The 21270-nt window shown below is 71.5% G+C and carries 17 protein-coding genes and 1 pseudogene; 11 read left to right on the top strand and 7 right to left on the bottom strand.

The genetic code is table 11. From position 1 onward, the window contains the following. Positions 1–236: 236 nt before the first annotated feature. From SSOG_RS11555 to msrB, 3 genes are all read left to right on the top strand, one after another. Positions 237–722: a hypothetical protein gene (locus SSOG_RS11555; RefSeq protein WP_063631554.1), complete on the top strand. Its 486-nt coding sequence runs from the start codon at positions 237–239 to the stop codon at positions 720–722. Positions 723–862: 140 nt separating this feature from the next. Then, positions 863–2320 carry a UDP-N-acetylmuramate--L-alanine ligase gene (gene murC / locus SSOG_RS11550; RefSeq protein ID WP_009714400.1) on the top strand — a complete coding sequence of 486 codons (1458 nt, stop codon included), beginning with the start codon at positions 863–865 and terminating at the stop codon, positions 2318–2320. 13 nt (positions 2321–2333) lie between these two features. After that, a complete protein-coding gene (gene msrB / locus SSOG_RS11545; protein ID WP_009714399.1) occupies positions 2334–2753 on the top strand; it encodes a peptide-methionine (R)-S-oxide reductase MsrB in 420 nt (139 codons plus the stop codon). Here the strand turns inward: msrB and treZ are convergent. The 3 genes and pseudogenes from treZ to lpdA form a co-directional block, all read right to left on the bottom strand. After that, positions 2741–4496, bottom strand: a pseudogene (treZ, locus tag SSOG_RS11540) (malto-oligosyltrehalose trehalohydrolase). The gene msrB and the pseudogene treZ overlap by 13 nt on opposite strands. 108 nt (positions 4497–4604) lie before the next feature. Further along, on the bottom strand, positions 4605–5513 hold the full coding sequence (locus SSOG_RS11535; protein ID WP_009714397.1) for a GNAT family protein: 909 nt from the start codon (positions 5511–5513) through the stop codon (positions 4605–4607). 189 nt (positions 5514–5702) lie between these two features. Continuing rightward, positions 5703–7115, bottom strand: coding sequence for a dihydrolipoyl dehydrogenase (lpdA, locus tag SSOG_RS11530; RefSeq protein WP_009714396.1), 1413 nt, complete (start codon positions 7113–7115; stop codon positions 5703–5705). An 89-nt stretch (positions 7116–7204) separates the two neighbouring features. On the opposite strand from lpdA, the gene SSOG_RS11525 reads away from it, so the two are divergent. Both SSOG_RS11525 and SSOG_RS11520 read left to right on the top strand, forming a co-directional pair. After that, on the top strand, positions 7205–8128 hold the full coding sequence (locus tag SSOG_RS11525; RefSeq protein WP_009714395.1) for a LysR family transcriptional regulator: 924 nt from the start codon (positions 7205–7207) through the stop codon (positions 8126–8128). Between the two features lie 9 nt (positions 8129–8137). After that, positions 8138–8734, top strand: coding sequence for a hypothetical protein (locus SSOG_RS11520; RefSeq protein ID WP_009714394.1), 597 nt, complete (start codon positions 8138–8140; stop codon positions 8732–8734). A gap of 189 nt (positions 8735–8923) precedes the next feature. Here SSOG_RS11520 and SSOG_RS11515 read toward each other — a convergent pair whose 3' ends face one another. Both SSOG_RS11515 and treY read right to left on the bottom strand, forming a co-directional pair. Next, positions 8924–10027: a lytic polysaccharide monooxygenase auxiliary activity family 9 protein gene (locus tag SSOG_RS11515; RefSeq protein WP_009714393.1), complete on the bottom strand. Its 1104-nt coding sequence runs from the start codon at positions 10025–10027 to the stop codon at positions 8924–8926. 146 nt (positions 10028–10173) lie between these two features. Continuing rightward, positions 10174–12594, bottom strand: coding sequence for a malto-oligosyltrehalose synthase (gene treY / locus SSOG_RS11510; protein ID WP_009714392.1), 2421 nt, complete (start codon positions 12592–12594; stop codon positions 10174–10176). 183 nt (positions 12595–12777) lie between these two features. Between treY and SSOG_RS11505 the strand changes: the two genes are divergently transcribed. Next, positions 12778–13242 (top strand): hypothetical protein, encoded by a 465-nt coding sequence (locus SSOG_RS11505; protein WP_245606277.1) that lies wholly within the window; start codon positions 12778–12780, stop codon positions 13240–13242. 15 nt (positions 13243–13257) lie between these two features. On the opposite strand, the gene glgX is transcribed toward SSOG_RS11505, so the two are convergent. After that, the gene (gene glgX / locus SSOG_RS11500) at positions 13258–15396 is read right to left on the bottom strand and encodes a glycogen debranching protein GlgX (protein WP_009714390.1); all 2139 of its coding nucleotides are present in this window, start codon (positions 15394–15396) and stop codon (positions 13258–13260) included. Between the two features lie 242 nt (positions 15397–15638). Between glgX and SSOG_RS11495 the strand changes: the two genes are divergently transcribed. The 3 genes from SSOG_RS11495 (at position 15639) to SSOG_RS11485 (ending at position 19157) form a co-directional block, all read left to right on the top strand. After that, positions 15639–16448: a hypothetical protein gene (locus tag SSOG_RS11495; protein WP_039937257.1), complete on the top strand. Its 810-nt coding sequence runs from the start codon at positions 15639–15641 to the stop codon at positions 16446–16448. A 50-nt stretch (positions 16449–16498) separates the two neighbouring features. Next, positions 16499–17812 (top strand): copper amine oxidase, encoded by a 1314-nt coding sequence (locus SSOG_RS11490; RefSeq protein WP_009714388.1) that lies wholly within the window; start codon positions 16499–16501, stop codon positions 17810–17812. A 94-nt stretch (positions 17813–17906) separates the two neighbouring features. Further along, a complete protein-coding gene (locus SSOG_RS11485) occupies positions 17907–19157 on the top strand; it encodes an SAV2148 family HEPN domain-containing protein (protein WP_009714387.1) in 1251 nt (416 codons plus the stop codon). Positions 19158–19539: 382 nt separating this feature from the next. On the opposite strand, the gene SSOG_RS11480 is transcribed toward SSOG_RS11485, so the two are convergent. After that, a complete protein-coding gene (locus tag SSOG_RS11480) occupies positions 19540–19971 on the bottom strand; it encodes an ATP-binding protein (RefSeq protein ID WP_009714385.1) in 432 nt (143 codons plus the stop codon). Between the two features lie 191 nt (positions 19972–20162). On the opposite strand from SSOG_RS11480, the gene SSOG_RS11475 reads away from it, so the two are divergent. Next, a complete protein-coding gene (locus tag SSOG_RS11475; protein ID WP_009714384.1) occupies positions 20163–21038 on the top strand; it encodes a helix-turn-helix domain-containing protein in 876 nt (291 codons plus the stop codon). Then, positions 21035–21235, top strand: a complete 201-nt coding sequence (locus SSOG_RS11470) for a DUF397 domain-containing protein (protein ID WP_009714383.1) — start codon at positions 21035–21037, stop codon at positions 21233–21235. The genes SSOG_RS11475 and SSOG_RS11470 overlap by 4 nt, the downstream gene beginning before the upstream one ends. Positions 21236–21270: the final 35 nt, after the last annotated feature.

The following is a 21270-nucleotide window of genomic DNA, read 5'->3' as shown; positions in this document are numbered from 1 at the left end:
CCCGCTGATGGTCGCGGGCGACGCGGCCCGCATCGCGAACGGTCCCCTGGCCGCGGAACCGGAGCAGTTCGCTCTCGCTTCCGTGCTGGAGGACGCTGGTTTCCTTTTCACCCGCTACCGTCGGATTTACCCATAGTTTTGCGCTAAACGGACCGCATTCCTACCGCTTCATTCCTACTGCTTCGATGAAGGCTTGAAGAACGAGAAGGGCGCACGCCGTGTTCACGAGCATTTTGATGATCGAAAAGCCGCTGACCCCTGCCGACGTGGAGTTCGTCACCACCCTGCACGGCGACGACCAGGTCTCCTTCGTCGTGCTGATGCAGCCCCGGGGCAGCAAGGACCGGCTGCTCCGCGCCATCGACGACATCGCCCTCGGCGAGCTGGAACAGGCCGCCCAGGAAGGCGAGGAGCCGGAGGGCAGCGCGGCGCTGGAGCCCGCCGAGCGGGCCCTGAACCACTCGGTGGCGGCCCTGCGCGCGGCGGGCAGCGAGGCCCGCGGCCACGTCGTGCAGCGGCGCCCGCTGGACGTCCTGCGCGGTGTGGTGGAGGAGACCGGCGCCGACGAGGTGATCGTCCTCACCGCGCCGCACTTCGTGGAGGAGTTCTTCCACCGCGACTGGGCCTCCCGGGCCCGCCACAAGGTCGGCGTCCCGGTGCTGAAGCTGTTCTCGCACACGGACGACGAGGTCGACGAGGGGCAGGCCACCACGGGCGGCTGAGCGCCGTACGGACCGCGTACGTAAGGGGATGCGGACGGCGTACGCGGGGCCGTACGGACGGCGTACGGAAGGGATGCGGCGGGGTGCGAGAATCGGGCCGACAGAACCGAGAAGACCGCTCACCCAGGGGAGACCCGTACATGGCACCGGCCGGCATTGCCCCCGACGCGCTGGACCGTCCGCATTTCATCGGCATCGGCGGCGCCGGTATGTCCGGCGTCGCGAAGGTCCTCGTCCAGCGCGGCGCGCGGGTCGCGGGCAGTGACTCCAAGGACTCCCCGATCGTGGCGGCGCTGCGCGAGCTGGGCGCGACCGTGCACCTCGGCCACGCCGCCGGGAACGTCGCGTCGGACGCCACCAGCGTCGTCGTCTCCAGCGCCATCCGCGCCGACAACCTCGAACTGGTCGCGGCGCGCGAGCGCGGCATCCCCGTCGTGCACCGCTCCGACGCGCTGGCCGCCCTGATGGACGGCCACCGCCCGATCGCGGTCGCCGGTACGCACGGCAAGACCACCACGACCTCGATGCTCGCCGTCTCGCTGCGCACCCTCGGCCTCGACCCGTCGTACGTGATCGGCGGGGATCTGGACGCGCCCGGCTCCAGCGCCGAGCACGGCGGCGGCGAGATCTTCGTCGCGGAGGCCGACGAGAGCGACCGCAGCTTCCACAAGTACGCGCCCGAGGTCGCGATCATCCTCAACGTGGAGCTGGACCACCACGCCAACTACGCCTCCATGGACGAGATCTACGACTCGTTCCGGACCTTCGTCGAGCGGGTCCGGCCCGGCGGCACCCTGGTCATCTCCGCCGACCACGACGGGGCCCGCGAGCTGACCGCCCAGCTCGCGGGCCGCGAGGGGCTGCGGGTGCTCACCTACGGTGAGGCCGCCGACGCGGACGTACGGGTCCTGGACGTCGTCCCGCACGGGCTGACCAGCGAGGTCACCGTGCGGTTCGCGGAAGCCCTCGGGGGTGGCGAGATCACCTTCACCGTCTCCGTGCCCGGCCGCCACTACGCGCACAACGCCGTCGCCGCGCTCGCCGCGGGTGCCGCCCTCGACGTCCCCGCCCGCGACCTCGCTCCCGCGATCGCCTCGTACACCGGCGTCAAGCGGCGCCTCCAGCTCAAGGGCACCGCGGCCGAGGTGCAGGTCATCGACTCGTACGCGCACCACCCCACCGAGATCGCCGCCGACCTGGAGGCGATCCGCGGCGGCGCCGGGGAGGGCCGCGTCCTGGTGGTCTTCCAGCCGCATCTGTTCAGCCGTACGCAGGAGCTGGGCGCCGAGATGGGCGAGGCCCTGGCGCTGGCCGACGCCTCCGTCGTCCTCGACATCTACCCGGCCCGCGAGGACCCGGTCCCGGGCATCACCAGCGACCTGGTGATCGACGCCGCGCGCCACCACGGCGCCGATGTGACCGCCGCGCACGACCGGTCCGCGATTCCCGGCCTGATCGCCGGAATGGCCAAGCCCGGTGACCTTGTTCTCACCATGGGCGCGGGCGACGTCACCGACCTCGGTCCGGAGATCCTCGCCCGTCTACAGACGCGGCGGGCCCGGAGCGCCCTGAGGAGCCCGGCGAGCCGGGAGAGCTGAGGAGGGTCCGTTCATGGCGTACGAGATCGACAAGCCGGATGAGCAGTGGCGCGCGGAGCTGACCCCGCAGGAGTACCAGGTCCTGCGCGAGGCGGGCACCGAGCGCCCCTTCACCGGTGAATACACCGACACCAAGGCCGAGGGCGTCTACTCCTGCCGGGCGTGCGGCGCGGAGCTGTTCCGCTCCGAGACGAAGTTCGAGAGCCACTGCGGCTGGCCGTCCTTCTACGACCCCGCGGAGTCGTCCGCGGTCGAGCTGATCGACGACCGCTCGCACGGCATGGTCCGCACCGAGGTGCGGTGCGCCCGCTGCGGTTCGCACCTCGGCCATGTCTTCGCGGGCGAGGGTTATCCGACCCCGACCGACCAGCGGTACTGCATCAACTCCATCTCGCTGCGGCTCGCCCCGCAGGAGGCCCCTCAGGAGGGCTGAGTCCGCAGCACGACGGCCGTCTCCGGCGGCAGCCGCAGCGTGCCGTCCGGGCCGGGCGGCTCGACCGGCCGCCAGGCGGTGACCACCTGGGCGGGGCTCGGCTCCAGCCGGGCTTCCGCCGGGCGGTCGTGCGGGTTGACGACGATACGGAGCGGGCCGCGCCGGAAGCCGAAGCAGTCAGGACCCGTCGCCAGCGGGGCGCACGACCAGGCGGGGTCGGTCAGGGCGGGCTCGGCGCGGCGCAGCGCGATCAGCCGCCGGTGCCAGTCCAGCAGCGCCCGGTGCGGCTCCCGGTCCGGCTCCGTCCAGTCCAGGCAGGACCGCAGCCGGGTCGCCGGGTCCTGCGGATCCGGGATGTCCGCCTCCGCCCAGCCGTGGGCGGCGAACTCGCGGCGGCGGCCGCGCCGTACCGCGTCGGCCAGCTCCGGGTCCTGGTGGTCGGTGAAGTACTGCCAGGGCGTCGCCGCGCCCCACTCCTCGCCCATGAAGAGCATCGGGGTGAACGGCGCGCACAGCACCACGGCCGCCGCGCAGGCCAGCAGCCCGGGGGAGAGCCGGGCGGACAGCCGGTCGCCGGTCGCGCGGTTCCCCACCTGATCGTGCGTCTGGGCGTAGCCGAGGAGCCGGTGCGCGGGGGTGGTGAGCGGGTTCAGCGGGCTGCCGTGACGGCGGCCCCGGAACGCCGAGTACGTGCCGTCGTGGAAGAAGCCGCCGCTCAGCGTCTTGGCCAGGGCCGCGGGCCCCTCGGCGGCGAAGTCGGCGTAGTAGCCTGCCCGTTCGCCGATGAGGAACGTGTGCAGGGCGTGATGGAAGTCGTCGTTCCACTGGGCGTGGAGTCCGTGGCCGCCCCGCCTCGCGGGGGGTGGTGGTGCGCGGGTCGTTCAGATCCGACTCGCCGATCAGGAACAGCGGGCGGCCGACCTCGGCCGCCAGCGCGTCCACCGCGGCGGACAGCTCGGCCAGGAAGTGCCGGGCCCGGGTGTCGTGCAGCGCGTGCACGGCGTCCAGCCGCAGCCCGTCCAGCCGGAAGTCGCGCAGCCAGGCGAGCGCGCTGCCGATGAAGTACGCGCGGACCTCGTCGGAGCCGGGCGCGTCCAGGTTGACCGCCGCGCCCCACGGGGTGTGGTGGGTGTCGGTGAAGTACGGCCCGAAGTCCGGCAGCCGGTTGCCGGACGGGCCCAGGTGGTTGTGCACCACGTCCAGGACGACGCCGAGGCCGTGCCGGTGCGCGGCGGCCACGAACCGGGCCAGCCCCTCGGGCCCGCCGTACGGCTCGTGCACGGCCCACGGCGCGACCCCGTCGTAGCCCCAGCCGTGGGTCCCCGGGAAGGGGCACACCGGCATCAGCTCCACGTGCGTGATGCCAAGACCGGCCAGATGCGGAAGCCGTGCGGCCGCCGCGTCGAACGTGCCCTCCGGGGTGAACGTCCCGATGTGCAGCTCGTACAGCACCGCGCCCGGCAGCGGCCGCCCGGACCACTCCCGCTCCCACGGGAAACGGGAGTGGTCCACCACCGCGCTCAGCCCCTCCGGGCCGTCCGGCTGTCGCCGGGAGCGCGGATCGGGCAGCGGGGGGCCGTCGTCGAGCGCGAAGCCGTAGAGCGCCCCGTGCCCCGCCGCGGCCTCGGCCCGCCACCAGCCCTCGCGGCCGGGGTCGCGCTCCATGGGATGCGTACGGCCCTCGCCCCGGACGATATGAAGCCCCACCTGTCCGGCATGCGGTGCCCACACCTCGAACAGCACTGATGTCTCCTCACATCGTCCTGCGGACGGATTCGGGACCATGCTGGGGGATGCGGCACCATGCGCGCAGCAGGGCGGCACCGGCCAGACGGGGTGTCGGACGAGGTGTCAGACCAGGTCGATGCGCTCCTGGGTGACGGGATAGCCCGCCCTCGCGAAGTGCGCGGCCATCGGCCGGTTGCCCCGGTCGGTCGCGGCGGCGATCTTCGTCGCGCCCCGTTCCACCAGGTCGTGAGTGCACTCCACCAGCAGGTCGTACGCATACCCGTGGCCGCGCTGCCCGGCCACGACCCCGATGAAGCCGACGCACGGCCCGACCGGATTGTGCGCGGGGATCTGGATGCCGACCACCTCCCCGTCCGGCGTCCACGCCAGTCGCCACCAGTCGCGGGGCGACGGGAACCAGTGGAACAGCCGCAGGTTCTCAGCCACCGCGGCCTCGACGCCGCCCTCGGCGATGGCCCGCCGGTCGTGCGCGTCCAGCGTGCCTTCGTGGACGCGGCGCATTACGTCGGCGATCACCGCGTCGTCGGGCTCCGGCCGGAACTCCAGCCGCCCCGGCCGCTCGGGCAGTCCGAGGTCGGGCGTCCATTCGTAGCGGTAGCGCTCGACGAGGGGGTCGAGCCCGCCCGCCACGGCCGCGTCGACCCGGGCCCGCACCGCCGCGCTCTCGTCCGGCCGGTCGCGCCAGCCGGGCGGCGCCAGCAGGGCGTACTCGGTGCGCAGGGGCGCGGTGCGCAGCAGCTCCGCGGCGGCAGCGGCCTCGCCCTCGGCGAAGTCGAACCAGTCCAGCGCGATGGGCGCGGTGTCGTCCGGTCCGCCCCACCATGCGGCGCGGGCCACGACCCGCTCCCCGCGCAGCGCCACCCAAGTCCACTCCGGGCGGTACTCGCCGCCCTGGCCGACGGTGGCGTAGGTGTGCCCGAAACGGCCCCGGCCGACGAGCGCGGGGACGGACAGTGCGTGAAACAGATGCGCGTCGCTCTCGGTGAGCGCGCGGATGACCAGTCCGGTCATGGGGTTCCTTCCAGGAGGCGTACGCGCTCCCGGTCGGATCGCCTGATCAGACGGGGGTACGCCCGGGGGAGAGGGGGCGGGAGCGCGGAATGACGTACGTACGCATGGCTCGGCGCCTCCTTCCTCGTCTGTACGGGCGTTGGCGCTCACCCTATGAGCGCCAACACGCCCCCGTCCACGCCATTTTGGCTACTGCTGATGCAGCCCCCGCCCCGCCAGCGTCAGATACGCCTCCCCGACGGCCTCCGAGAGGGTGGGGTGCGGATGGATGTGCTGGGCCACATCGGCCGGTTCGGCGTCCCAGCCGACGACGAGCTGGCTCTCGGCGATCATCTCCGAGACGTGCGGGCCCACCAGATGGACGCCGAGGACGCGGCCGCCCGGCCTTTCGGCCACCACCTTCACCATCCCGCCCTGTCCGTGCACCATGCCCTTGGCGACGGCGGTCAGCGGCATGGTGTTGGCGACGGCCTCACCGCCCGTACGGTCCCGGGCCTCGGCCTCCGTGAGCCCCACCGAGGCGGTCTGCGGGCTCGAATACGTCACGCGCGGCACCGCGTCGTAGTCCACCGGCCGGGGAGCGCCGCCCGCCAGCGTCTCGGCCACCAACAGCCCCTCCGCGAACGACGCGTGGGCCAGCCCCAGGGACGGCGGCGGCAGGACGTCGCCCACGGCGTGGACGCCCGGCACCGCCGTCTCCAGCCGCGACCAGTCGGCGGGCGCGAGGAACCCGCGCGCGTCGGTGGCGAGCCCGGCGGCGGCCAGGTCCAGCCCGTCCGTCACCGGCGCGCGGCCGACGGCGACCAGCAGCCGCTCGACGTCCAGCGCGCTGGTGTCTCCACGCCCCGTACGGACCGTCGCGCGCACCCCGTCCTCGTACGGCTCGGCCCCCTCCAGCCGCGCCCCGGTCAGCACCTCCACACCGCGCTTCTTCAGACCGCGGGTCAGATGACGGCTGACATCGGCATCCTCCAGCGGCAGCAGCCGGTCCGCCGCCTCGACCAGCACCACCCGCGCCCCCATGGAACGGTGCAGCGAGGCGTACTCGACCCCGATGGCACCCCCGCCCAGCACCAGCACGGACGCCGGGAGGCCGGGCGCGAACAGCGCGTCGTCGCTGGTGACGACCCGCCGCCCGTCCGGCGTCAGGCCCGGCAGGGTGCGGGGCCGGGACCCGGTGGCCACGACCACGCCTCGGCGCGCGGTCCACTCCCCGTGCGGCGCGATCCGGACCGTACGGGCGCTGGTGAGGGCGGCGTCGCCCCGGACCACCTCGACACCCGCGTGGGAGAGATGACCCTCCACCCCGCGGTGGTTACGGGCCACGATGTCGTCGCGCGTCGCGGTCAGCGCCGCCCAGTCCACCGCGTCCAGCGTGGCTTTCACCCCCCAGCGCTCCCGCGCCTCCGCGATGCCGTCCACCAACTCGGCCGCGTGCAGCATCGCCTTGCTGGGGATGCAGCCGCGGTGCAGACAGGTCCCGCCGATCAGCTCCCGCTCGGCGAGGACGACCCGCAGGCCCAGGGCGGCGGCGCGCAGCGCGGTGCTGTAACCGCCGGTGCCGCCTCCGATGACGATGACGTCCGTCTCATGCTCATGCATGCCGCCAGACTCCGCCTCGACAGCGCCATGAGTCCAAGGCATTGTCTTTATGCATTCCATGAACAACCTTCATGCCCCGGGGGAGCCGCATGAGCCTGCGTCAGATGGAATACCTGGTCACGGTCGTCGAGGAGGCGTCCTTCACCCGCGCCGCCGAACTGCTGGGGGTCACCCAGTCCGCGCTCTCCCACCAGGTCAAGGCCCTGGAACGGGAGGCGGGCGGCCCGCTGCTGGAGCGCCTGCCGCGCGGCGTACGGCTCACCCCCATGGGGCGCGCCTTCCTCCCGCACGCCGAACTGGCGGTGCGCAGCGCGGGCCGGGCCTGGCGCGCCGCCCACGCCGCCGCCGGGGCGGAGGGCGGCGAACTGCACCTCGCGACGCTCCACGCCCTCGCCGTCGGCGTCCTCCCCGGCCTCTTCGCCCGCTGGCGGCGCGAACGCCCGGGCATGCGCCTGGTGGTGCACGAGTACGCCACCGGCGAGGAGTTGCGCGACGCCATGGAGCACGGCGTCGCTGACCTCGCGGTCGGCCACCGCCCGAAGGACTGGCCGGGGCCCGTGGTGTCCCTGGGCGAGGAGGAAGTGGTGGCGGTCGTGGCCCCGGACGACCCGCTCGCCGGACGGCCCGTCGTACGCCTCACCGACCTGGCCGACCGCGACTGGGTGCGCTGCGCCCTGGAACCCGTCGTCGACGGCCGCCGCTTCCTCGACCTGGCCTGCGAACGCGCCGGGTTCACCCCGCGCACCGCCGTCGACACCGAACACAGCTCCACGGCCGTGAGCATGGCCGCCGCCGGCGTCGGAGTCCTCATCACGGCCGCGCACGCAGCGACGCGGCACGACTGCGTGACGCTGCCCCTGGACCCACCGTGGCGCCGCGAGGTGACGGCGTTCTCCCGAGTCCGCCTCACCGGCGCGGCCGCCGCGTTCGTCACCCTGCTCCGCGGAACCGGTTGTCAGAGGGTGGCCCTAAAGTCATCGGACCATCCTGCTTCCACGAGTTCCGGCGAATGACGAGGGACCATGTACGAAGAACGGCTCGCGGAGTTCTCCCGCGAGCGTCTGGACGGCCGTCCGGTCCCGGACGACCTGCGCACGATGCTGGTGGCGCAGTGGGAGAACCGCACCGACTTCCGTCACCTCCTCGACCTCAGGTTCTTCGATCCCGGGGAACTCGACCCGCTCCTCGACACCAGCTACCTCAGCGAGGCGGAACGCGCCGACCCCGAGATGCAGGCCATCAACGCCGGAGCCGCCGAGATGGCCACGTACGTCAAGCTCGTCGCCGAAGGCGGCAAGGGCTGGATCGGCTACTGGCTGCATCCTGACGAGCCGACCGACGGTCCTTGGCCCGTCATCGAGCTCGACACCGAGTTCTCGTACTGGAGCATGGCGGGCAGCACCCTGGCCGAAGCGTGCGCCGCCGACAGGTCCCGCTACCAGGACGAGCCCGACGAACAGACCGCGTTCTCCCAGCTGTCCGCCCGGCTCACCGACCTCGGCCTCCCCCTCAGCGGGCAGGACTTCGACGACCTCCACGACCCCGAATGGACGGTGGATCCGGAGGAGCTCACCGAAGAACTCATCGACGCCGAGCGCGCCAAGCGCGGTCTCGCCTGAGACGGGGCGCACGAAGGGCCCGGCGGGGACGCCTGCACAGGTGGCGGGGTGTGAGGACGCAAGCCACCGGTGGGACGCCGCGGGGCCGGTCTGCCGTCCGGAGGGGACGGGGGCGGCAGACCGGCTGGGTGAGGTGCACCTGACAGGGCAGGGGAGCGGATCAGGGCACCCTGGGGTGGTTCGGGATGGTCAGTGCACCATGCAGATCGGGGCGGCCGCGGTGTCCGGGGAGCCGCCGCTGGCGACGTAGCCGAAGGTGGTCGAGGCACCGGCGGCCAGGGAGCCGTTCCAGTCGGCGTTGGTGACCGAGGCCGCCGTACTGCCGCTGGCCAGTTTGCCGTTCCAGACGCTGTCGACCCGCTGGCCGGAGGGCAGGGTCCAGTCGACCATCCACGAGGAGATGGGCGTGGCGCCGGTGTTGGCCACCGTCACCTCGGCCTGGTAGCCGCCGTTCCAGGTGCCGGTGGTCTTCTGTGTCGCGGTGCACTTGGAGGTGGGCGGGTCGGTGGGGTCGCTGCCGCCGCCGCCGGTGCCGGCGCCCGGGACCGTCACCTCGCCGTTGCCGCCGTCGAAGACCACGTCGGAGCAGCTGTAGAAGGTCTCCTGGCTGTCGGAGCGGGTCCAGACGGTGTAGATGATGTGGCGTCCGCTCTTGCCCGAGGGCAGGGTGGCGTTCCACGTGTACTTGCCGTCGACCGTGCCGACCGGACCGGACTGCGGCGGGTTGGTCACCGTGTCGAACGGCTGGTCCTCCAGGTCGTTCCAGGTGAGCGGCTTCGTCGGGTCGATCGGGTTCTTGGTGACGTAGCTGCGGAACGAACCCGGGTGCGCGGCCCAGGCGTTGTACGAGAACTGCATCGACTTGCCGGAGGTCAGATGGGTCACCGGCCAGTCGCTGCTGCCCAGGTCGAAGCCGGAGAAGTCGTAGACGGTGGCGGCGCCGCTGCACAGCTTGCCGTCGGGGATGAAGCCCTTGGTGCGGCCCGCGCCGTCCGAGCGGAGCACCGCGAACCAGTTGTAGAACGGCGTCGCGCCGCCCTTGTTGAACGCGGCCTTGCACGCCGGGTTGGTCGGCTTGACCTCACCGGTGCTGGACAGGCTGTACTTCCAGCACAGATAGGTGCGGCTGCCCGGCGCCATGGGCGCGCCGTGGGCGGAGGCGTTGCCTCCGGAGAAGAAGACAAGACCCAGGGCGGGCAGTACGGAGAGCAGTACCAGCAGGACGGATCTGCGGGCGCGGGGGCTGCCCGGCGGGTGTGGGGGGCGTGCGGGGGCGAGTAATCGTCGAGCCATTGCGCTGGTCTTCCCTTCGACGTGATCGGATCAGAAACCGTCGATATGGGAGCGCTCCCAAGTTGCTTTGTGAACGTAGCGCGCGGGGGTGTGACTGTAAATGCTTCAGGACGCGAACCCGCGCGCCCGTCCTCAGGTACGGACCCTCAGGTACGGACCAGGAGGGCCACCGGGAGCCGGTCCAGCAGGTCGCCGAGCGGGGCGGGGCCCTCGGTCGTGCGGTCGGTCAGCAGGTCCCGCCAGGGACCGGGCGGCAGGGGGAGGCGGGTGCGGGGGTCCCAGCCGCCTGACTCCGCGAGGCGGCGGGAGAGGCGGGTGGCGACGGTGATCGCGCCGCCCTTCGTGCCGTCCGTGCGGAGGAACGCCAGGCAGTGGGCGGCCGCCGGGCCCGCGGCGATCAGGGGCGTGTACGCACTCCCGGGGCCGAACCACTCCGGGTGGTCGCGGCGCAGCCGCAGCGCCGCCCGGGTGAGCAGCAGCTTCTCGGCGGACAGCCCGTCAGCCGCCGGGGTGCCGAGGGTGGGCGGGCGGCGGTTGTCGGGGTCGACGAGGGCGCGGTAGGCGCGCTCGGTGTCCGTGTACAGGTCCGGCACGCCCGGCATGGTCAGATGCAGCAGCGCCGCGCCGAGCGTGTTGACCCGGGCGGGGGCGGCGATTTCGGTGGCGAAGGCGTCCAGCGCCGCCCATGCCCGGGAGGCGGGATCGCCGGGCCCCGCCTCCAGGAAGGCGGTCACGGCGTCCTCGTACGCGCCGTTCTGCTCGGTCCAGGTCGTGTGCAGCCCCGCCTCCCGGACCGCCTTCAGCACCGCCGGTACGAGGCGTTCCGCGTCCGCGGTGCCCAGGCCCAGCGCGGTCTGCCAGGCCGTCCAGGCGAGCTGCGGATCGGGGGCTTCCGGCTGCGGCGACAGCGTCGACAGGTCCGCCAGCAGCCGCCCCCACCGGGCCGGGGTCTCGGTGAGCGCGGCGATCCGCGCCCGTACGTCCGCGCTGCGCTTGGTGTCGTGGGTGGACAGCACCGTGCCGGTCGCGGGCCAGTCGCGCAGGAGACGGGCGGCGAAGGCGTGGAACTCCTCGGGAGAGACGACCGGGTGCCCCGGGTCGCCGCCCACCTCCGCCGCCGAGAGCAGTGGGGTGTAGCGGTAGAAGGCGGTGTCCTCGACGGACTTGGCGCGCAGCGCGGCGGCGGTCTGGGCGAAGCGGGCGCAGAAGTCGCGGTGGTCCGGACCGTCGCCGAGCCTGCCGAGCGCCGCCTCTCGGATGGTGTCCACCGCCCGGCGCTCCGCCTCGACCGCGAAGGCGGGGAAGTCCGTACGGGCGTCCTCCGCGGCCCGGTGCAGCATCGCCTCGTCCGCCGCGGCCGCCGGGGCGCCCGCCGTGGCGTACGGGCGGTACACCGGCAGCCGTACGAGCAGCGCGCGGATCGCCGTGCGCAGGGCCCAGGGCGCGTGGTCGCGCAGCGGTGGCGAGGTGGCGCAGATGCGGGCGGCGGTGCGGGTCAGGCGCTCCACCTCGGCGGCCAGTTCGTGCGTCACGACGTGCTCCGCGGCGCGGCGGACGGTGGCCGCCCAGTCGCCGCCCCGGTCCGGCGGGGCGGCGGTGAAACTCCGGTAGGCCGCGGTCAGCTTCTCCAGCCCGTCCGGGTCGACGAAGAGGCCGTCGATGTGGTGCAGCGCGTCGTAGCCGGTCGTGCCGGCGACGGGCCAGTGGGCGGGCAGCGGTTCGTCCCGGGCGAGGATCTTTTCCACGACGGTCCAGCGGCCCTCGCCGCCCGTCGCCGCGCGCACCGCCTCGTCCAGCGTCCGCAGGTAGCCCCCGGGGTCGGCGAGGCCGTCCGGGTGGTCCACCCGCAGCCCGTCGAGCACCCCGTCCCGCAGCAGGCCCAGCAGCGTGCCGTGGGTCGCGTCGAAGACCTCCGGGTCCTCGACGCGCACCGCGATCAGCTCGGAGATGGTGAAGAAACGGCGGTAGTTCAGCTCGGTGCGGGCCAGCCGCCACCAGCCGAGCCGGTACCACTGGGCGTCCAGCAGCTCGGCGAGCGGCAGCCGCTCGGTGCCGGGCCGCAGCGGGAACGCGTGGTCGTAGTAGCGCAGCACCCCGTCGTCGCCCGGCCGCAGCCGCTCCCACTCGTCGCCGAGCGGCCCGCCGAGCACGGGCAGCAGCACCTTGCGGCCGTGCTCGGCCCAGTCGATGTCGAACCACCGCGCGTACCGCGACCCGGGCCCGTCCCTCAGCACCTCCCACAGCGGCCCGTTGAGCCGCTCCGGCACGGGCACCGCCATATGGTTCGGCACGAGGTCGGCGATCAGCCCGAGGCCGTGCGCCCGGGCCGTACGGGCGAGGGTGCGCAGCCCCCGCTCGCCGCCCAGCTCGGCCCGTACGGCGGTGTGGTCCACGATGTCGTAGCCGTGGGAGGACCCGGGCCGGGCCTCCAGCACGGGCGACAGGTGCAGATGCGAGACGCCGAGCGAGGCCAGATACGGCACGGCCCGCTCGGCGGCCGCGAAGGGGAAACCGGGCTGGAGCTGAAGCCGATAGGTGGCGGTGGGCACGATGCGGTCAGCCGTCATATGAACGTACGTACCCAGGCGCGGCGCCCGATGAGATGCCGCACCCCCATCCGGGCGCACCGGTGTGCCGGTATGGCGCGTTCCGCCACGGCGCGGTCCCGGCGGTCGCCGCGAGGTGAGCGAGGTAGAGTCCACGGTCCGCTGAGCCGAGAACGCCACCGTCCGTCGTGGGGGTATGTGGAAGTGCCCGTCCCGGGTGACCAGCCGATCTGTTCCCCGCTGTGCGTCTCCCGCGCGCAGCGTGCCGTCGCCGCCGCGCTCTGGCATTACACGGCCGCGCCGCTGGCCAAGCCGTACTACGTGCGCGGCTGCGTCCCGGACGAGGACGGGGACGAGGCCGCGGTGACCGTCGCCCTGTGGACCGGCCCGGCGGCGCGGGAGAAGCGGAACCTCTTCTTCTACGTCCCGCTCGTCTCCGGCGGCCTGCCCGTTCCGGCGGTGCGCGTGGTGGCGGGCCTCATGCGGCTGAGCCGGGGCACGTACCTGTTCGGTGTCACCGGCCGCCGTTTCGACGGCAAGCGCGTCCTCAACGGCAGCGGGCTGGTGGTGGGACGGGACGCACCGTGCCTGTGCGGGGGCATCGGAGAGCGGGAGGGGCCGCGCGGCTTCTACTACGAGCGGCCCGGCGAGCCCCAGCGCTACGGCTGAGGCCCCGGACCCGCGTCACGCCGGGCGCTGGAGGACCGTCAGGCTGCGGTCCACCAGGGTCAGCCGGTCGCCCGCGGCGACCTTCTGGCCGCTGCCCGGCTCCACGCCCCCGGGGATCGCCGTGTCCACGATGACCTGCCACTGCTTGCCGTGGTCGACGGGCACGACGAAGTCCAGCGGTTCGTGGTGGGCGTTGAACAGCAGCAGGAACGAGTCGTCGGTGATGCGCTCGCCCCGCACACCCGGCTCGGAGATCGCGTTGCCGTTGAGGAACACCGCGAGGGACTGGGCGTGGGCGGCCTGCCAGTCGCGCTGGCGCATCTCCTCGCCCTCATGGGTGAACCAGGCGATGTCGGACAGCTCGTCGTGGGTGCCCTCCACCGGGCGGCCGTGGAAGAAGCGGCGGCGGCGGAAGACCGGGTGGTCGCGGCGGAGCCAGATCAGCGAGCGGGTGAAGCGCAGCAGCTCCAGCGCCTCCCGGTCGCCCTCGGCGGCGTCCTTGCCGAGGACGGGCCACCGCACCCAGGAGGTCTCGTTGTCCTGGCAGTACGCGTTGTTGTTGCCGCCCTGGGTGCGGGCGAACTCGTCGCCGTGGCTGAGCATGGGCACGCCCTGGGAGAGCATCAGGGTGGCGATGAAGTTGCGCATCTGGCGGCTGCGCAGGGCCCGCACCGCGGGATCGTCGGTCTCGCCCTCGACGCCGCAGTTCCAGGAGCGGTTGTAGCTCTCGCCGTCCTGGTTGGACTCCCCGTTGGCCTCGTTGTGCTTCTCGTCGTAGCTCACCAGGTCGCGCAGGGTGAAGCCGTCGTGGCAGGTGACGAAGTTGACGGAGGCGAGCGGGCGGCGGCCGTCGTTCTGGTAGAGGTCGGAGGAGCCGGTGAGCCGGGAGGCGAATTCGGCCAGGGTGCGCGGTTCGCCGCGCCACAGATCGCGCACGGTGTCTCGGAACTTTCCGTTCCACTCGGTCCACAGCGGCGGGAAGTTCCCCACCTGGTAGCCGCCCTCGCCGACGTCCCACGGCTCGGCGATCAGCTTCACCTGGCTGACCACCGGGTCCTGCTGCACCAGGTCGAAGAACGACGACAGCCGGTCCACCTCGTGGAACTGGCGGGCCAGCGTCGCTGCCAGATCGAAGCGGAAGCCGTCCACCCGCATCTCGGTCACCCAGTACCGCAGCGAGTCCATGATCAGCTGGAGCACGTGGGGGCTCCGCATCAGCAGGGAGTTCCCGGTGCCGGTGGTGTCCATGTAGTACCGCCGGTCCTCGCTCAGCCGGTAGTACGAGGCGTTGTCCAGCCCCCGGAAGGAGAGCGTCGGGCCCAGGTGGTTGCCCTCGGCGGTGTGGTTGTAGACGACGTCGAGGATGACCTCGATGCCCGCCTGGTGCAGCGCCCGCACCGCCGATTTGAACTCCAGCACCTGCTGCCCCCGGTCGCCCCAGGACGCGTAGGCGTTGTGCGGGGCGAAGAAGCCGATGGTGTTGTAACCCCAGTAGTTGGCGAGCCCGGAGTCGACCAGCCGGTGGTCGTGCACGAACTGGTGTACGGGCATCAGCTCCAGCGTGGTGACGCCCAGCTCCGTCAGATGCTCGATGATCGCCGGATGGGCCAGCGCCGCATAGGTCCCGCGCAGCTCGTCGGGGAGCCGCGGATGGAGCATCGTCAGGCCCTTCACATGGGCCTCGTAGATGACCGTGCGGTGGTAGTCGGTGCGCGGCGGCCGGTCGTCGCCCCAGTCGAAGTACGGATTGACCACGACCGAGGCCATCGTGTGGGGCGCCGAGTCCAGGTCGTTGCGCTTGTCCGGCCGGTAGAAGTGGTAGCCGTAGACCTCCTCGCCCCAGTCGATCTTGCCGCTGACGGCCTTGGCGTACGGGTCCAGCAGCAGCTTGGCGGAATTGCAGCGGTCGCCGTGCTCCGGTTCGTACGGGCCGTGGGCCCGGAAGCCGTAGCGCTGGCCCGGCATGATGCCCGGCAGATAGGCATGGCGGACGAACCCGTCGGTCTCGCGCAGCTCGACCGCCGTCTCCGAGCCGTCGTCGTGCAGCAGACACAGTTCGATCCGCGTGGCGGCCTCGGAGAACACCGCGAAGTTGGTACCGGCGCCGTCGTACGTGGCGCCCAGGGGATAAGCGTGTCCCGGCCAGACCTGCATACGCCGACTCTTCCACTTCTTCTCCCGGGGCCGCGAGCACCGCGGGCCCCGGCCGGAACCGACCGACGACGCATCCTTTCCCAACTCGGGCGGGAGAACGGCGGTTTCAGCGGAACTTCCTCAAAGGGGAGGCAACCTACGGCCATATCGGTTCGTCCTACCGGGTGACCTTGACGTATGCGATTTCCGGTTATGCGGGGGCATACATCTTGATGCGGTGACAGGGGGGATTGGGGAAGAATGTGCGCACGGTGAACCATCGCCATCTGGGCAGAGTGCTGGCGGGCGCGGCCGTCGCCGCCACGGCCACGGCGGTCTTGATCGGGGTGACCCTGCCGGACAGCGCGTCCGGCGGGGAGGGGTCGGGCGGCGGACCGCAGGGTTCCGCCGCGGAGCAGGGGCAGGCGGCCCGTCAGCTGCCCGGCGTGGTCGAGGCCGCGCCCGCGCAGGGGAAGACCGGCAAGGGCCGGGACCCGCTCACCGACGCCGAGCGGAAGCGCGCCCGGACGCTCACGCTCGGCCAGTCCTTCCGGGAGAGCGGTGAGGACGTCACGGGCGGCAAGGGCCCGGAGCAGCTCTCCACCGACCTCGCCGAACTGACGCCCGACGAGGTCGGCGCCGCCGACCCGCCCCGCCGGGCCGACGTCACGTACTACGACTACAGCGACGACACCTATGTGACGAAGACCGTCGACCTGGCCTCGGGCAAGGTCGAGCGCACCGACACCCAGCGCGGCGTCCAGCCGCCGCCCAACCGGGACGAGGCGCGCGAGGCGGCCCGGCTCCTGATCGCCGACAAGCTCGGCCAGGAGCTGAAGAAGGACTTCAAGGACGCCACCGGCAAGACGCTGAACAGCCCCGACCAGCTGACCGTCACCGGCTTCGTCTACCGCACGGGCGTGGACGGCCCCGGCCCCGCCGCCACCCGGGACTGCGGCAAGCACCGCTGCGTACGGCTGTTCACCAAGGTGACGGGCGGCGGCCCCTGGATCGACACCCGGCAGCTGGTCATCGACCTGAGCGCCCGGTCCGTCGCCCGGCTGGGCTCCTAGCCGCACATCGCGTCCCTCGCACCCTCTCCCTTCAGCTACAGGAGTCACCCATGCGTGAAAGAAGGCTGCACCGGGCCCGTGCCCGGTTCGCGGCGGCCCTCGGCGCCACGGCGCTGGTCGGCACGGCGGCGGTCGCCGCCGGACCGGCGCAGGCCGCGCCGCGGGTACCGGCCAAGGCCCCGGCGGCGGCCGCGGCGGAGTGCAGCGCCGCGTACTCGATCCAGGAGACCCTGGACGGCGGCACCACCTGGCGGATGTGCTGGCACTACGAGAGCAAGGCCGGGCTGGTCCTCGACAACGTCTCGTACCAGCCCAAGGGCGAGGCCCGCCCGATCAAGGTGCTGACGTCGGGGAAGATCGGCCAGATCCATGTCCCGTACGACGACGGCAAGAACGAGTACGACGACCTCACCGGCCAGGGCTTCGCCCAGGGGCTGCAACAGCTGAGCCCGGCCGAATGCCCCGGCGGCACCATCAAGACCGTGCGGGTGCCGGACGCCTGGGATCCCGACCACCCCGACGTCAAGGGGCTGTGCGCCACCACCCGGACCCGCGGCCACGCCTACCGCATGAACGACGGCGAAAAGCTCTACCAGGCCCAGGGCAAGGACCTGCTGGTCTACACCGTCAACCAGGTCGGCTGGTACGAGTACATCACCGAGTGGCGCTTCGCGGGCGACGGCACGATGTCCATGCAGGTCGGCGCCACCGGCACGCTCTCCCCGATGGACTACGACGCGGGCGACGGCCGCGGCTGGCCCATAGGCAAGGGCGCCAAGGACTACGCCACCAGCCACGCCCACAACGTCTTCTGGCGGCTGAACTTCGGCCTCGACGGCTCGGCCAAGAGCAAGGTCGAGCAGTACGACTCCAAGACCACGGCCACCGCAGGCCGCATCCCCACGACCAAGACCACCCGCACCAAGGTCGGCAAGGAGCTGGCGGGCGACGCGGCGGGGGCGCGCTGGTGGCGCGTGGTGAGCACGGCGGGCAAGAACAAGGACGGCCATCCGCGCAGCTACGAGATCGTGCCCGGCCACACCACCAAGTACCAGGGACGCAGCTACACCAAGCACGACGTCTACTTCACGCAGTACAACAAATGTGAACAGTTTGCGAGCAACAATCTGCCGAACTGCGGCGCCGGGGCCGGTAAGAGCGTCGACAAGTGGGTCAACGGCCAGACGCTCACCCACCCCGTGGTGTGGGTCAACATCGGGTTCCACCACATCGCCCGTGATGAGGACCAGGAACCGATGCCGGTGCACTGGCAGGGCTTCCAGCTCGCGCCCCGCGACGTGACCGCGATGAGTCCCCTTACGCCCCCTGCACTCACCCGTCACAACGGCCATACAGAAGACTAAGGTTGACCTTCAGGCCGACCGGAGTGTCGCACCGCCCCCGCCCGAGCAGTAGTCTGCGGTGATCGTTGGAGCGGGGGCGGAAGGCGGTGCACAGGTGAGCTCGGGCGGGCTGGAGCTGCCCCCTGGTGACGGAGGTCCCGGGGGTGACGGCTCCACCGAGGCACCCCCCGGTGCGGTGTCCCTGGTGCGTCCGATGGAGATCGGAGCGGAACTGGACTGGGGCGCCGAGGCCTGGGACGAGGTGCGGACGCGCGCACGCCGGGCCGGGCGGGCCTACATCTGGCTGAATCTGGTCGAACAGCGGCTGCGCGCGGTCGTCGGCGCGGTGCTCCGGCCGATCTACGAACCGGTCCACGGCGACGACTGGGTCATCGCCGCCGCCGGACCGGCCGGCCAGGAGTGGGTGCAGCGGGCCGTGGCGGTCCGGGAGGTGAGCCGCCGCAAGGGCTATCTGCTCGACCCGGCCGACGACAATGTGCTCAGCTTCCTCACCCTGCCCCAGCTGCGTGAACTCCTCGTCCAGCACTGGCCGTGCTTCGAGCCCTACCTGGACGACCGGCGCGAGGTGGAACTGGCCCTCGACGAGCTGGAGGTCGCCCGTAACGTCGTCTCCCGCAACCGCGCCCTGTCCGGGACCGTGCTGGCCCAGGCCGAGCGCGCCTCGGCCCGGCTGCTGGAGATCCTCGGCAGCGGCACCGGAAACCCCTCCACCGACCGGCTGCCCATCGACGCGGTCGAGGACCTGGTCGGCGACCGGTACGCGGACGTGGTCGGCGTCCACTCCGACCGGGTGCGGCTCCAGCGGCAACTGCCCGTCGAGGACCTGTTCGCGGGCGCCCGCCGCCTCGACGCGGTCGGCATCGGGCTCAACCTCCTGGTCCAGAACTACTCCGGCCGCCGCCTGGTCCGCCTGGCCGAATCCGGCTGCCGCGCCCGGCTGCTGTTCCTCAACCCCGCGAGCAGCGCGGTCCGGCGGCGGGAGCGCGAGCTGGGGCTGAAGAAGGGCGAGCTGAGCCGCTCGGTGGAGATGAACATCCTCCATATGCGCCGGGTGCGCGCCGCCCTGCGCGACCCGGGCGCCTTCGAGATCCACGTCTTCGACGAGACCCCCCGCTTCACCGCCTACCTGGTCAACGGCGACGGCACCGACGGCCTCGCGGTCGTCCAGTCGTACCTGCGCAAGGCCCGCGGCATGGAGGCCCCGGTCCTGGTCCTCCGCGGCGGCGGCCGAGGCCGCGAGGTGGTACGCGACGGCCGCGACCCGAACGAGGGCGACGGCGGGCTCTTCGGCACCTACCGCGAGGAGTTCGAAAGCGTCTGGTCGGACTCCCGCCCGGTGTCCTGAGCCCGCGCTGTTTTCGGGCGCTGCGGTACGGAACGCAGGGGCCCCGGTCTGCGGAGACTGCGGGGCCCCTGCGCGGACTCGACCGGCGGCGGGGCGGCCGCACGCCGGGAGTCCTCCTGCGCCCGTTACGCGATGATGTCCTGTCGCGTAACGGGAACCTGTGAGGCGTGGTGTGATGGGTGCGGCGGAGGCAGGACCACGGCGGATACGCGCCGCTCACCGGCAACGGACAGCCGTAATTCGTACCGATGCCCATTGCGCAGTACGTACCAGCGGTTGACCGCGGCACGTTCGCCGGTCGTCAATGGTTGCGCCCGCCCCCGGTCCAGTGCCCGTATCGCCGGTGTCCCGTTGCGGTGCGGCTCAGTCGTGCGGTCATACGTCAGTCGGTACACGTGACCTCGTTCGGGATCACGAACCGAGCCCAGACGCATTTGGCGTGCTGCCGGTGGCTGTGCCCCCACTCGTCCGCCAATTTCGCGACGAGGTACAGGCCCCGGCCCCCTTCCTCATCGGAACTCGGCGCGCGGAGTTCCGGGAGTTTGTCTCCGTCGGGATCTGTGACTTCAAGGAGCAAATCTCCGGCCCGAACGGAGACGCTGATCTCGATCTGAGCGAATGTGACGCGACAGTGCCGGATGGCATTAGACAACAGTTCGTCAGCCGAAAGTGTGATGTCGTCTGCCAGATCTGCGTCAACGCCCCAGTTCGCGAGGGCCTTTCTCACCCGGGTCCGCGCGATCGGTACGTTCCGCCTGCGCTTCGAGACACGGAACGTGTCGCGGCGCTCGTGGTCCGCCGTGACTGTGGCCATCTGCTACCCCCTGACTCTTCGCCAAGACCGCACCGTGTAGTGGCACGGTCACTTGAGGTTAGAGGGCAAGTTGCCAGTTTCGCAACTAACGAAAACTGCATACATGCCACACGCGTGCACCTCTATCGTGTCGGCAAGCTCTACAGTGGTCCCTCGCTACGCGATGGGGCGCAGGGAAGAGAGGGGAAGAGATGCCCGCAGGGGGACGGCCGACGGTGCGCAGTAGGCGACTCGGTGCCGCGCTCAAGAGGTACCGGCAGGGCGCCAAACTCGACCAGCCGCAAGCGGCAGAGGTGCTGGGGGTTCATCAGACCAGGATCAGTCGGATCGAAAGCGGGCACGTCACCGCCCGAATCATCGAGATTCGAGCTCTGCTCAGCGCCTACGGTGTTGACGACCCCAAGGTCCGTACCAAACTTGAAACGTTGGCCAAGAACGCGAATCGGCGCGGCTGGTGGCTGGAACATGCGGCGCACCTGCGACAGGATTACTTGGACCACATCTCGCTGGAGGATGACGCAACGCATATCCGGGAATGGCAGCCTGCGCTGATCCCGGGGTTGTTGCAGATTCCCGGATACGCAGAGGCTGTTATTGACAGTGCCGCGGACTTCGTCGATCCCGGCAAGGTGCCGAAGCTGGTCAAGGTGAGACAGGATCGGCAAGCCAGAATCGAGGAGACGGAGGATGCGGCACACTACACAGCCATCATTTGGGAGCCTGTGATCGCTCACCCGGCCGTAAGGGTAGACATCTACCAGGAACAGCTCGCTCATATCCTCGAAGTGGGCAAGCGGCGGAACGTGACGCTACAGGTGTTGCCCATCTCCGCCGGCGTGAAGGCCACGATGCCATCCGCGTTCTCCTGCTTCTCATTCGATGCCGAGCCCACCGTGGAAGCTGTGACGCTGGACAACCTGCGAGGTTCGTCCATCCTGGAAGGGGCGGAGGACCTCGCCGCTTACTCGCTGGCCTTTGACCAGCTACGATCTGCGGCACTGGCCCCGGAGGCGAGCGCAAGGCTCATTCGGGGCGTACTGCGGAGAAGCAAGGAAGAATCAAAGTGACCCCTGAAGCTATAGGGACCTACCGGAAGTCATCGTATTCCGGGGCCGAAAACAACTGCGTAGAGGTCGCGGACACGGTTGACCATGGCTGTTCCGTACGGGACAGCAAGGACAGGGGCGGCCCGCATCTGGCGTTCACGGGGGACGCGTGGGGCGCGTTCATCCTGGGCGTCAAGCAGCGGGAGTTCGACCGTTAGATGGCTAAGGCGCCCGAGGCCCCGGCGATCGTGCC

This window comes from Streptomyces himastatinicus ATCC 53653, from assembly GCF_000158915.1.
GTDB classification, from domain to species: domain Bacteria; phylum Actinomycetota; class Actinomycetes; order Streptomycetales; family Streptomycetaceae; genus Streptomyces; species Streptomyces himastatinicus.
Note: the sequence above shows the minus strand (reverse complement) of the source record. Positions and strands in the feature narration are given on the sequence as shown.